This window comes from Phenylobacterium sp. (assembly GCF_036502675.1).
Taxonomy (GTDB): domain Bacteria; phylum Pseudomonadota; class Alphaproteobacteria; order Caulobacterales; family Caulobacteraceae; genus Phenylobacterium.
The window spans coordinates 1-12,464 of record NZ_DASXYF010000022.1; the positions used below are offsets into that span (position 1 = coordinate 1).

Sequence of the window (12,464 nt, forward strand, 5' to 3'; positions counted from 1 at the left end):
AGGAATATGTCGGCGCCCGCCGAAGACTCGATTTGCCGGGCAAGCACCGACGATGCTGCGAACGAGAATACCACATGCTGACCGGTCTTGGCTTCATACGCCTTGCCGACTTCTTTCAGTGCATCGGTCAGCGAGGCCGCCGCAAATACGGTGATCGTGCCATTGTCGGCGGCAGTCGCCGGCACAGCTGCCAGCGCGATAAAAGAAGAAAATAACGCTGCGAGCGCCAAACGGAAATGAAGCATTGAATCCCCCAACCAACAGCGTGATATCCATATGATTATCACGCTCGGGGATTGCCGTCAGTCCTGCACGCCTTGGTGCACATCCTCGTCACCAGTGGCACGCACCTCTTCAAGCACTTCTTCCGGCTTATTTTCGATGCCGACGAGATCGTTGCGCGCTTCTTTCGTCACGCGGATCAGTTCGTCGAGCTTGGCTTGCAGCGCCGCGCCATCGCGGTTCTGCGTGTTCTGGATTAGGAACACCATCAGGAAGGTGATGATCGTGGTGCCGGTGTTGATCACCAGCTGCCAGGTGTCGGAAAAGTGGAACAGCGGTCCGGTGACCGCCCAGAGCACGACCACCGTCACGCAGACCACGAAAGCCCACGGGCTGCCGGTCGCCTTGGCGGTGGCGTTGGCGAAGGTGGAAAAGGTGCGGTCGACGTGCATGGTGGGGCTCCTTCTCGCCGGAACGGCCACACCGGAAAATGGCTCCCCTTCTCGGAAGAGCGCCGCTCAGAGGAAGTGGCGCGCGCCCAGCCGCGCCGCGGCGACCATCACCGCCAGCACCCCGCCGCAGCCGACGGTGAGCGCCCAGCCCGCCAGCAGCGCCAAGCCATCCCGCGCCAGCAGCCCCGCCGCAAAGGCCAGCAACCCCATGCCCGCGGTTCCATGCAGGAGCGGCAGCGGCACGATCATGAACACCGACAGCCCCACGCAGGCGAGGCCCACCAGCCTGGAATGCCCCGGCCGGATCAGGCTCCCCAGCCTGGGCCGCAGCACCCGCTCCACCCTGGCTACGATCGGCCGGGCCTTGGCCGCCACACGCGCCGCCCGCGCCCGGTCGAAGCTGCGGCGGCGGATGAAGCGCGGCAGCCAGGGATGCTCCCGCCCCAGCAGCATCTGCAGCCCCACCAGGAACAACGGCGCCCCCGGGACCGCCGAGAGCCCCGGCGGCAGGCAGAGCGCAACCAGGGTGAGCAGCAGGATCACCCCGCCGAACGAACGGTCCTCCAGCGCCGTCAGCGCCTGCTGCATGGACAGCCGCTCGCCGTCGCCCCGGGTCAGGGCGTCGAGCACTGCGGAGAGCGACGAGGCGGTCGCGGGCGGCGTGGCCGGCGGGAAGCTTTCTGGCGCCATGGGTCCTACAAACGCCGATTTGCCTTCAAGGCCAACGCGCCCACCTCAGTTCCGTGGCTTGGCCCGGGTGGTGGGCGCGGCGGCCTGCGGGTCCTCCGGCCAGGGGTGCTTGGGATAGCGGCCGCGCATGTCGGCGCGCACATCCTTCCACGAGCCGCGCCAGAAGCCCGGCAGGTCGCGCGTCGTCTGGATGGGCCGGTGCGCCGGCGACAGCAGCGACAGCGTCAACGGCTCGCCGGCCACCGTCGGGTGGACGGCGAGCCCGAACACCTCCTGCACCCGCACCGACACGCGGGGTCCGCCCTCGGCGGCGTAGTCGATCGGATGGCGCTGGCCGGTGGGCGCGGTCCAGTGCGAGGGCGCCGCCGCCGCCCGCTGCTGCACCTCCCAGGGGACCAGCGCACGCAGGGCGCCGTCGAGCGCGCCCGCGTCCAGGCCCGCCAGCGACCGCACGCCGGGCAGCAGCGGCGCGAGCCATTCGTCCAGCCGCGCCGTCAGGGCGGCGTCGGACAGGTCCGGCCAGTCCCGCGGCGCGCGGGCGTGCAGGAAGCCCAGGCGCTCGCGCCAGGCGGCGGCCGCCTCGCCCCAGGGCAGGCCCGTCAGGCCTTCGGCCCGCACCCGGTCGAGCAGGGCCCCGGCGATGCGGACGGGGTCGGGCGTCTCGTCCAGGCCTTCGCGCACCACGATCCGGCCCAGCCGCGTCAGGGTCTTGGCCCGCAGCCGCCCGCCAGGCCCCTCCTCCAGCCGGCTCTCGGTTTCCAGCTGGCCGGCGAAGGCCGCCAGCAACGGCCCCTCGGCCACGGGCGCCGCGAGCAGGATCCGGTCGCGGCGCTCGCCGCCGCCCAGTTCGGCCACCGCCAGCCAGGGCTCCCGGGCCAGAACGTCGGTGGGTTCGACGAAGGCGCCGCGGCCGCTCACCAGCTGGAACTCGCCCAGCGGTCCCCGCGCCCTGGCGATCCGTTCGGGATAGGCGAAGGCCAGCAGCAGCCCGTCCTCCAGGGCCGCGCCCCCGCCGCCCCTCCCCGCCAGTCCCGCCCAGCGATCGGCCAGCGTCCGGGCGTCGCGGGCGCGGGGCGAGCGGTCGCGGGCGAAGGCCTCCAGCCGGTGGCGCAGGTCCGCGTCGCGCCCGCCCAGCCCGGTCTCGGTGAGCAGGGCCGCGATCTGCGCCGCGCGGAGGCCCTGGCCGGTCTGCGCCGCCTTCAGCACCATGTGCGCCAGGCGCGGGGCCAGCGGAAAGGCCGCCAGCGCCTCCCCGTGGGCGGTGAGCACGCCGGCGGCGTCGGTCGCCTCCAGCCGCCGCAACAGCGCGCGGGCCTCGGCGAAGGCGGCGGCCGGCGGCGGGTCGAGGAAGGCCAGCGCCGCCGGGTCCTGGACGCCCCAGCGGGCCAGGTCCAGCGCCAGGCCCGAGAGGTCGGCGTCGAGGATCTCCGGGTCGGCATAGGCCGGCAGCGCCCGGGTCTCGGCCTCGTCCCACAGGCGGTAGCAGACCCCGGGCGCGGTGCGTCCCGCCCGCCCGCGCCGCTGGTCGGCCGCCGCCCGGCTCACCCGCACGGTGGCCAGCCGGGTCAGGCCGCTGGCCGGATCGTAGCGGGGCACGCGGGCCAGGCCGGCGTCGACCACCACCCGGATTCCCTGCAGCGTCAGGCTGGTCTCGGCGATGGCGGTGGCCAGCACCACCTTGCGCAGGCCCGCCGGCGCCGGCGCGATGGCTCGGTCCTGGGCGGCGGAATCGAGGGCGCCGTAGAGCGGGGCGACCTCCACATCGGGACGTTTCAGCCGCTCCTGCAGCCGCTCGGCGGTGCGGCGGATCTCCGCCTGCCCAGGCAGGAACACCAGCACGCCGCCGGTCTCCTCGGCCAGCGCCCGCTCGACGGCGCGGGCGGCGCGGTCCTCCAGGCGCAGGCGCTCGTCGCGGCCCAGATAGCGGGTCTCGACGGGAAACGCCCGGCCCAGGCTTTCCACCACCGGCGCCCCGTCCAGCAGCCGCGCCACCGCCGCCCCGTCGAGGGTGGCGGACATCACCAGGATCCGCAGGTCCTCGCGCAGCACCGCCTGGCTGTCGCGGGCCAGCGCCAGGCCGAGGTCGGCGTCCAGGCTGCGCTCGTGGAACTCGTCGAAGATCACGCAGGCCACGCCCGGGAGGCCGGGATCACCGAGGATCATCCGGGCGAACACCCCTTCGGTGACCACCTCGATCCGCGTGGCCGCCGAGACCCGCGACTGCAGCCGCACCCGGAAGCCCACGGTCTGCCCCACCCGCTCGCCCAGCGTGGACGCCATCCGCTCGGCCGCCGCCCGCGCCGCCAGCCGCCGGGGCTCCAGCATGACGATCTTGCCGCCGGCCAGCCAGGGCGCCTGCAGCAAGGCCAGCGGCACGCCGGTGGACTTGCCCGCGCCGGGCGGGGCGACGAGCACGGCGCTGGTCCCCGCGGCCAGGGCGGCGTGCAGCGCGTCGAGGACGTCGTGGATCGGCAGCATGCGGCCGGTCTAGCCCGGCCGCAGGCCCCGCGTCACTCCGCGGGGGCGGCGGCGGCCAGCTTCTTCGCCTCGTGGAAGCGGGAGTGGTGGTAGGCGTAGCCGAAGTAGACCACCAGGCCGACGGCCATCCAGACGAACAGCCGGATCCAGGTGGCCGCGGGCAGGCTGGACACCAGGTACAGGCACGACAACACGCCGAGCGGGGCGACGACCCAGATGAACGGCGTCTTGAACGTGCGCTTCAGGTTGGGCTCCTTGATCCGCAGGTAGATGACCCCGCCGCAGATCAGGGCGAAGGCCAGCAGCGTGCCCATCGAAACCAGCTCGCCCAGCAGGCCGATGGGGAACAGCCCGCCCAGCAGGGCCGCGAAGGCGGCGGTCAGCAGGGTGCCGAGCCAGGGGGTGCGCCGGTTGCGGTTGACCGCCGAGAACATCGGCGGCAGCAGGCCATCGCGCGACATGGCGTAGAAGATCCGCGACTGGCCGTAGAGCAGGGTCAGGATGGTCGAGGCCAGGCCCACCGTCGCCCCGACGGTCACCACCGGCTTCAGCCAGGCCAGCTGCGCGCCCACATGGTCGACGGCGGCGTACACCGGCCGGGCGGTGTTCAGGATGGTGTAGGGCGCAAGGCCGGTGATCACCAGGCTCATCAGGATGTAGAGGACGGTGCAGATTCCCAGCGCCGCCAGGATGCCGATCGGCATGTTCCGCTGCGGATTGCGGCATTCCTGCCCGGCGGTGGAGACGGTCTCGAAGCCGATGTAGGCGAAGAAGATCACGCCGGCGGCGGTGAAGATCCCCGGCAGGCCGTAGCGGTGGGCGCCGGTGGCCGGGTCGACCACCTCGGCGGGGATCAGCGGGACCCAGTTCGCGGGGTTCACGTAAAGGAATCCGAAACCGATCACCAAGAGGACGACGCCCACCTTGATGGCCACGATCACGTTGTTGACGTTGGCCGATTCCGTGATGCCGGCGACCAGCACCAGGGCCATCAGCATGATGATGCCGACCGCCGGCACGTTGAGCAGCGCCCCGGTCGGGGCCAGGTGGAAGCCCTGCTCCACCGTGAACGGCGCCTGGCTGAGCGCATGGGGTATGGTCACGCCCAACTGCTCCATCAGCCCGGTGAAATAGCCCGACCAGCCGACCGATACGGTCGAGGCGGCGAACAGGTATTCGATGATCAGGTCCCAGGCGATCAGCCAGGCCACGAACTCGCCCAGGGTGGCGTAGGTGTAGGTGTAGGCCGAGCCGGCCACCGGGATCATCGACGCCAGCTCCGCATAACAGAGCGCCGCCAGCGCGCAGACCACGCCGGCCAGGATGAAGGACAAGACGATGGCCGGCCCGGCGTGGGTGGCGGCCGCCTGGCCGGTGAGCACGAAAATCCCCGCGCCGATGATCGAGCCGACGCCCAGCGAGGTCAGGCCGATCGGGCCCAGGCCGCGCTTCAGGGCGTACTCGCTCTCGTCGACACCCTCGGCCAGGATGACGTCGATCGGCTTCTTGGTGAACAGCTTCATGGACGGTGATCCCCCGGGCCCCGACTCCAGCCAGGCGCCGAAGATTAGGCATGCGCCGCGGCCTGCGGCAACGTCGCGGGGCGCGGGCCTTCCACAATGCGCCGGAATAACCGATCTTCAGCGCAGATCTTCGAAGGACCAGCTCTTGACCGCGACCGCCATGCCCATCCGCGCCATGATCACGCCGGTGACGCCCCTGCAGCAGAACTGCACCCTGGTCTTCTGCGTGAAGACGATGAAGGCGGCGGTCATCGACCCCGGCGGGGAGACTCCCCGGCTCCTCAAGGCGCTGGCGGACCATGACCTGACCCTCGAGAAGATCTGGATCACCCACGGCCACCTGGATCACGCCGGCGGGACCGCCGCCCTGCACGAGGCCACCGGCGCGCCGATCGAGGGCCCGCACCCGGAGGACGCCTTCTGGATCGACCAGATGGACGAGTCCGCCGCCAAATGGGGCATGCCCGACGCCCGCAGCTTCACCCCCGACCGCTGGCTGGACGACGGCGACGTGGTCACCCTGGGGGAGACCGAGTTCGAGGTGCGCCACTGTCCCGGCCACACCCCCGGCCACGTGATCTTCTTTCACCGCGAGGCCCGCTTCGCCCAGGTCGGCGACGTGCTGTTCCAGGGCTCGGTCGGGCGCAGCGACTTTCCCCGCGGCGACCACGCGGCGCTGGTCGCCTCCATCACCGGCAAGCTCTGGCCGCTGGGCGACGACGTGGCCTTCGTGCCCGGCCACGGGCCGATGTCCACCTTCGGGGCGGAGCGGCGCAGCAATCCCTTCGTCGCCGACGCCGTGCTGGGCCGGTGAGGCATGTCGACGCTTCTTTCAGCCGTGAAATCCAGCCGTTACGCGAGGCGGTGACGATGGACCGCATGGAAACAGAGACCGAACAGCCCGCCGCCGCGCGGATCCTGATGGTGGACGACGACCCCGGCATCCGCGACGTGGTCGCCGACTTCCTGGGCAAGCACGGCTACCATGTCGAGACCGCCGCCGACGCCCGCGAGATGGACCAGGCCATCGCCCGCGGCGCCGTCGACCTCATCGTGCTCGACGTCATGATGCCGGGCGAGGACGGGCTGGCGGTCTGCCGCCGGCTGGCCGCCGAGGGCCCGCCGGTCATCATGCTCTCGGCCATGGGCGAGGACACCGACCGCATCGTCGGCCTGGAGCTGGGCGCCGACGACTACCTGGCCAAGCCCTGCAATCCGCGCGAGCTGCTGGCCCGGGTCCGCGCGGTGCTGCGCCGGGCCGAGCAGCGCGCCGCCAGCTCCGGGGTCGGCGCGGGGTGCGAGTTCGCCGGCTGGCGCTTCGACCTCGTCCGCCGCGAGCTGCGCTCGCCGCGCGGCGTGATCGTCAACCTGTCGTCCGGCGAGTTCAACCTGCTGCGCGCCTTCATCGAGCGGCCGCAGCGGGTGCTGACCCGCGACCAGCTGCTCGACTTCGCCCGCGGCCCGGATTCCGACGCCTTCGACCGGGCCATCGACGTGCAGATCAGCCGCCTGCGCCGCAAGCTCGACGACGGCGGCGGCCACGACCTGATCCGCACCGTGCGCAACGAAGGCTACATGTTCATGCCTAAGGTAAAACGGTCGTGACCGCCCGCTGGCCTAAGGTAAAACGGTCGTGACCGCCCGCTGGCCTAAGGTAAAACGGTCGTGACCGCCCGCTGGCCCAAGGTAAAACGGTCGTGACCGCCCGCTGGCCCGAGGTGAAGCTGTCGTGACGTTCCGCTGGCGGACCCGGCCCACGGCCTCGCTGTTCGCCCAGTTGCTGGCGCTGATCGGCATCGCCCTGGCGGCGGCCCAGGCCATCACCGTCTTCCTGATCTTCAACCTGCCGCCGCCGGTGCCGGACTTCTATCGCCTGAGCGAGGTGGTGCAGACCTTCCACGGCGCCTCGCCGCCGATGGGCGAACGCCGGCCGCTGATGCTGCGCACCCTGGACGTCCCGCCGGAGCGCCAGCTGGACAGCCGCTTCGCCCCGGCCATCCGCAAGGCGCTGGCCGCCGAACTGGGCGCCACGGTGGACCGCGTGGTGATCGGCTCCGAAGCCTCCACCTTCGCCGACCGGCGGACCTTCCGCATCCTGCGTGACCGCATGGCGCGGGAAGGCGCGCAGGAGGAGCATTTCCTGGTGGCGCCCTTCGAGGTGGCGGTGCGCCAGTCGGACGGGCGCTGGCGCGCCGTGCGTCCGGACCCCGGCATCGGGCTCACCGCCTGGCAGCAGCGGGTAGTGCTGTGGTTCCTGCTCTCGACGCTCGCCATGGCGCCGGTCGCCTACCTGTTCGCCCGCAGGCTCTCCGCGCCGATCCGACTGTTCGCCGACGCCGCCGAGCGGATCGGCCGCGACCCGGGCGCCCCGCCGCTGGCGCTGATGGGCTCGGCGGAGATCGACACCGCAGTGCGCGCCTTCAACGAGATGCAGGAACGCCTGCGCCGCTACGTGGTCTACCACACCGGCATGGTCGGGGCCGTCGCCCACGACCTGCGCACGCCGCTGACCCGCCTGCGGTTCCGGGCCGAGAGCGCGCCGGAGGAGGTCCGCGCCAAGATGGCCGCCGACATCGACCAGATGGAGGCGATGATCGCCGCCACCCTGACCTTCGTCCGCGACGCCTCGCGCCCCAGCGAGCGGACCCCCCTGGAGCTGTCCTCCCTCTTGGAGAGCCTCTGCGACGAGATGGCCGAGACCGGCCAACGCACCGAGGTCGCGGTAGGCGAGAAGGTGATCCTGAAGGGTGATCCCGTGGCCCTGCGCCGCCTGTTCACCAACCTGCTGGAAAACGCCGTGAAGTTCGGCGGCGGGGCCCGCACCCGGGTCTACCGCCAGGACTCCAGCGCCGTGGTGGAGATCGACGACGACGGCCCGGGCATCCCGCCGCAGGACGCCGAGCGGGTGTTCGAGCCCTTCTACCGGCGCGAACCCTCCCGCAACCGCGAAACCGGCGGCATCGGCCTGGGCCTGGCGGTGGTCCGCTCGGTGGCGCGCGGACACGGCGGCGACGTGTCGTTGATCAACCGCCAGGGCGGCGGCCTGACCGCCCGGGTGCTGCTGCCGATCTGATGCGCGAGGCCCGCCGCCGGATTCGAGCGCATCGGCCGTTGAACCCCGCGACGCGCCATCCGCGGACGTCAGGCCCGGTTCAGCAAACCCCTGCCCATAGTTCCCGCCGCCGGCCCGGAGTTCCCGCTCGATGATCGTCACCAAGCCCGTCCCTGCGAAACGCAAGCCGCGCCAGTCGCCGCGGCTGGTCGCAGGCCTGGTGGCCCTGGCCGTCGCCGTGGCGGGGGTCGCGGCCTGGCAGCTCAGGCCCAAGGCGCCCAAGGACCCCTACCGCACCGCCGCCCTCGAGCAGGGCTCCGTCACCCGTTCGGTCTCGGCCTCCGGCTCCCTGGAGGCCCTGGTGACGGTGGAGGTCGGCTCGCAGATCTCCGGCCAGATCCGCAAGGTGCTGGTGGACTTCAACGACGACGTCCGCAAGGGCCAGGTGCTGGCCGAACTCGACCCCCAGACCTACCAGTCGCGCCTGGCGCAGGGCCAGGCCGACATCGCCGCCGGCGCCGCCGCCCTGCGCCAGGCGCAGGCCCAGGCCGCGGCCGCCGAAGCCGACTACGCGCGCAAGCGGACGCTGGTGGGCCAGGGGATCTATTCGCCCTCGACCCTGGACGTGGCCAAGGCGGCCTGGCTCAACGCCGCGGCGGCCATCGACGCCCAGCGGGCGAAGATCCGCCAAAGCCGGGCCGCGCTGGACTCCAACCGCATCGACCTGTCGCGCACGGTGATCGTCTCGCCGATCGACGGCGTGGTGGTCGACCGCCAGATCGAGCCCGGCCAGACCGTGGCCGCCAGCCTGCAGGCGCCGGTGCTGTTCCGCATCGCCCAGGACCTGTCGAAGGTGCAGGTGAAGATCTCCATCGACGAGGCCGACATCGGCCAGGTGCAGGAGGGCCAGCGGGTCCGCTTCACCGTCGACGCCTTCCCGGACGAGACTTACGAGGGAATCGTCACCCAGGTGCGCAAGCAGCCGGTCACCGAGCAGAACGTGGTGGCCTATCTGGTGATGGCCGAGGCCGACAACCCGGCGGGCAAGCTGCTGCCCGGCATGACCGCCAACGCCGACATCATCATCGACACCCATCCCGACGTGCTGAAGGCGCCGGCCGCGGCGCTGCGCTGGAACCCGCCCGACCAGGCGCAGGCTCGCGCTCCCGGCGGGATGGGCCCACCGAGCCCGGGCGGCGGCGGCCAGCGCCAGGGCGGCCAGCGCGGCATGATGGGCGCCAGGCTGGTCCAGCAGCTCGACCTCGACGCGCGCCAGCAGAAGGCCTGGGAGGCCATCCAGGCCGACGTGCGCCCGAAGATGGCCGCGGCCTTCTCCGCCGCCGGCGGCGACCGCAAGGCCATGCGCGAGACAACGCGCAAGATCATCGACGAGGCCTTCGCCCGGCTGGAGCCCGGCCTGAAGCCGGAACAGAAGACCAAGCTCGCCGCCCTGCGCGCGACGATGGCCGAGGGCCGTGGCGGCCGCCGCGACGGCATGGCCGGCGGCGTGCTGTGGGTGCTGCGCGACGGCAAGCCCACGCCGTTGCCGGTCCGGGTCGGGGCCAGCGACGGCAGCTTCACCGAAATCCGCACCGATGCGCTGAAGGCCGGCGACCAGGTGATCGTGGGCGGCGGCCCCAGGGCCAAGGCGCAGAGCCGTTCGCCCTTCGGCGGCCCGCCTCCGGGCGGCCCAGGCGGCGCCGGCGGCCAGTTCCGCAACCGCATCTAGGCGCCGGGCGATGATCGCCTTCCAGGACCTGCGCAAGGTCTACGTCATGGGCGACGAGGAGGTGGCGGCGCTGGACGACGTCACCCTCGACATCGCCCGCGGCGAGCACGTGGCGGTGGTCGGCCCCTCCGGCTCCGGCAAGTCCTCGCTGATGAACATCCTGGGCGGCCTCGACCGGCCCACCGCCGGAACCTACCGCTTTGAGGGCGAGGATGTGGGCGGGTTCGACGACGACCAGCTGGCCGCCTTCCGCCGCCGGCGGATCGGCTTCGTCTTCCAGTCCTTCCAGCTGCTGCCGCGGCTGACCGCCCTGCAGAACGTCGAGCTGCCGATGGTCTACGCCGGCGCGCCGCCGGCCGAACGGCGCGCGCGGGCCGCGGCCATGCTGGAGCGCGTCGGCCTGGGCCCGCGCATGGGCCACAGGCCGACCCAGCTCTCCGGCGGCCAGCAGCAGCGGGTGGCCATCGCCCGCGCCCTGGCCAACGGCCCGGACCTGCTGCTGGCCGACGAGCCGACCGGCGCGCTGGACACCCACACCGGCCAGGAGGTGCTGGCGCTGTTCCGCCAGCTCAACGCCGAGGGGCTCACCCTGGTGGTCGTCACCCACGACGCCGAGGTCGCCGCCCAGGCGGCCCGCCGCATCGCCTTCCGCGACGGCCGCATCGTCCAGGACCAGCCGGGCGCGCCCGCATGAGGAGCGTCGAGCTCGTCCGCTTCGCCGCCGGCGCCATCGTGGCCCATCCGCTGCGCAGCGTGCTCACCTCCCTGGGGGTGGTGATCGGCGTCGCCGCCGTGGTGATGATGACCTCCATCGGCCTCGGCGCGCAGCAGCGGGTCACCGCGGCCATCTCCAGCCTGGGCTCCAACCTGATCATCGTCCAGCCGGGCGCGGCCCGGTCGGGCGGCGGCGGCGGCCTGGTCTTCCAGGGCGCCGGCAGCAGCGTCTCGCTGCGCGACGGCGACGTGGACGCCATCGCCCGGCAGGTGGAGGGCGTCGTCGCGGTGGCCCCCCTGGTGCGCAGCCAGGCGCAGGTCGCCGCCGGGGCCGCCAACTGGAACACCCGCATCGAAGGCGCGACGCCGGACTACGTCGTCGCCCGCGACCTGCAGATCGCCGCAGGCCGCATGTTCGACGCCCGCGAGGCCCGCCAGGGCCGCAAGGTGGCGGTGATCGGCCAGACCGTGGCGACCAATCTGTTCGGCGCCGGCGATCCGGTCGGCCAGAGGATTCGCGTGCGCGCCATTCCCTTCGAGGTGATCGGCGTCCTGGCCTCCAAGGGCCAGTCCAGCTTCGGCCAGGACCAGGACGACGTGATCGTGGCGCCGCTGCCGGCCGTCCGCTCGCGCCTGGTGGGCCGCCGGCTGCGCGGCGACACGGTGATGACCATCTACGTCAAGGCCGCCTCCGACGACATCCTCGACCGGGTGCAGGAGGACGTGACCAAGGTCGTGCGCCAGCAGCACAAGATCCGCCCCGGCGAGGACGACGACTTCCAGACCCAGAACATGGCCTCGATCCTGGAGGCCTCCCAGGCCGCGGTCGCCACCTTCACCATTCTGCTGGCCGCCGTGGCGGCGGTGTCCTTGGTGGTGGGCGGCGTCGGCATCATGAACATCATGCTGGTGGCGGTGACCGAGCGCACCCGCGAGATCGGCCTGCGGATGGCGGTGGGCGCCCGGCGCAGCGACATCCTGGCGCAGTTCGCCCTGGAGGCGGTGGCGCTGTCCCTGGTGGGCGGCCTCATCGGCCTGGTGATCGGCGTGGCCGGGGCGCTGGCCATGGCGAGGCTGGGCGCCTGGCCCGCGGCCATCCCCGCCTGGGCGGGACCGCTGGCGCTGGGTTTCTCCATGCTGGTGGGACTGGCGTTCGGAGCCTATCCGTCCTGGCGCGCGGCGCGGCTCGATCCCATCGAGGCGCTGCGCCGCGAGTAAGAATTCGCCTCGCGCGCGTTTTTTCTCGCAACCTCTGCCGCACCTCAAGGGTTTGCAGACCACAGCCGTTGCGCAGCCTCCTCCCGACTCCGCGCACGCGCTCCCTGTTTTGTAGCCCAGGAGCAGCTCATGGCCCTCGAAACGAACACCAAGCCGCGCGCACGCCGTGGTTTCGCCGCGATGAACCCGGAACGCCGGCGGGAGATCGCCCGCAAGGGCGGCGCGAGCGTTCCCGGCGAAAAGCGCAGCTTCGCCAAGGACCGCGACCTGGCCGCCGCGGCCGGCCGCAAGGGCGGCGAAGCCTCGCGGGGCGGCGGCCGCGTAGCCGGCAAAGACCTCGAAAGCTAACGACGCGGTCCGATGCGGCCCTTCCCCCGGAGGGCCGC

The 12,464-nt window shown here is 72.3% G+C and carries 12 protein-coding genes; 7 read left to right on the plus strand and 5 right to left on the minus strand.

Annotated elements, in window-relative coordinates; translation table 11 throughout:
- From VGL30_RS02720 to VGL30_RS02740, 5 genes are all read right to left on the minus strand, one after another.
- The coding region (locus tag VGL30_RS02720; protein WP_331536511.1) for a substrate-binding domain-containing protein at positions 1–245 on the minus strand (245 nt) is incomplete at its 3' end.
- Between the two features lie 57 nt (positions 246–302).
- Positions 303–674 carry a low affinity iron permease family protein gene (locus tag VGL30_RS02725; protein ID WP_331536513.1) on the minus strand — a complete coding sequence of 124 codons (372 nt, stop codon included), beginning with the start codon at positions 672–674 and terminating at the stop codon, positions 303–305.
- 66 nt (positions 675–740) lie between these two features.
- Complete coding sequence (locus VGL30_RS02730; RefSeq protein ID WP_331536515.1) at positions 741–1,364, minus strand: exopolysaccharide biosynthesis protein; 624 nt, start codon at positions 1,362–1,364, stop codon at positions 741–743.
- A 45-nt stretch (positions 1,365–1,409) separates the two neighbouring features.
- Entirely contained in the window at positions 1,410–3,842 is a 2,433-nt protein-coding gene (hrpB, locus tag VGL30_RS02735; RefSeq protein WP_331536517.1) for an ATP-dependent helicase HrpB, read from the minus strand.
- A 32-nt stretch (positions 3,843–3,874) separates the two neighbouring features.
- Positions 3,875–5,365, minus strand: a complete 1,491-nt coding sequence (locus VGL30_RS02740; protein WP_331536519.1) for an amino acid permease — start codon at positions 5,363–5,365, stop codon at positions 3,875–3,877.
- Between the two features lie 160 nt (positions 5,366–5,525).
- On the opposite strand from VGL30_RS02740, the gene VGL30_RS02745 reads away from it, so the two are divergent.
- The 7 genes from VGL30_RS02745 to VGL30_RS02775 all read left to right on the plus strand — a co-directional run bounded on the left by VGL30_RS02745 (position 5,526) and on the right by VGL30_RS02775 (position 12,426).
- Complete coding sequence (locus VGL30_RS02745; RefSeq protein WP_414694948.1) at positions 5,526–6,179, plus strand: MBL fold metallo-hydrolase; 654 nt, start codon at positions 5,526–5,528, stop codon at positions 6,177–6,179.
- Positions 6,180–6,244: 65 nt separating this feature from the next.
- Positions 6,245–6,970: a response regulator gene (locus VGL30_RS02750; RefSeq protein ID WP_331536523.1), complete on the plus strand. Its 726-nt coding sequence runs from the start codon at positions 6,245–6,247 to the stop codon at positions 6,968–6,970.
- 124 nt (positions 6,971–7,094) lie between these two features.
- Positions 7,095–8,438, plus strand: a complete 1,344-nt coding sequence (locus VGL30_RS02755) for a HAMP domain-containing sensor histidine kinase (protein ID WP_331536525.1) — start codon at positions 7,095–7,097, stop codon at positions 8,436–8,438.
- A gap of 130 nt (positions 8,439–8,568) precedes the next feature.
- Positions 8,569–10,146 (plus strand): efflux RND transporter periplasmic adaptor subunit, encoded by a 1,578-nt coding sequence (locus VGL30_RS02760; RefSeq protein ID WP_331536527.1) that lies wholly within the window; start codon positions 8,569–8,571, stop codon positions 10,144–10,146.
- A 10-nt stretch (positions 10,147–10,156) separates the two neighbouring features.
- Positions 10,157–10,840 (plus strand): ABC transporter ATP-binding protein, encoded by a 684-nt coding sequence (locus tag VGL30_RS02765; RefSeq protein WP_331536529.1) that lies wholly within the window; start codon positions 10,157–10,159, stop codon positions 10,838–10,840.
- A complete protein-coding gene (locus tag VGL30_RS02770; protein ID WP_331536531.1) occupies positions 10,837–12,078 on the plus strand; it encodes an ABC transporter permease in 1,242 nt (413 codons plus the stop codon). The genes VGL30_RS02765 and VGL30_RS02770 overlap by 4 nt, the downstream gene beginning before the upstream one ends.
- Before the next feature lie 129 nt (positions 12,079–12,207).
- The gene (locus VGL30_RS02775) at positions 12,208–12,426 is read left to right on the plus strand and encodes a general stress protein (RefSeq protein WP_331536533.1); all 219 of its coding nucleotides are present in this window, start codon (positions 12,208–12,210) and stop codon (positions 12,424–12,426) included.
- Positions 12,427–12,464: the final 38 nt, after the last annotated feature.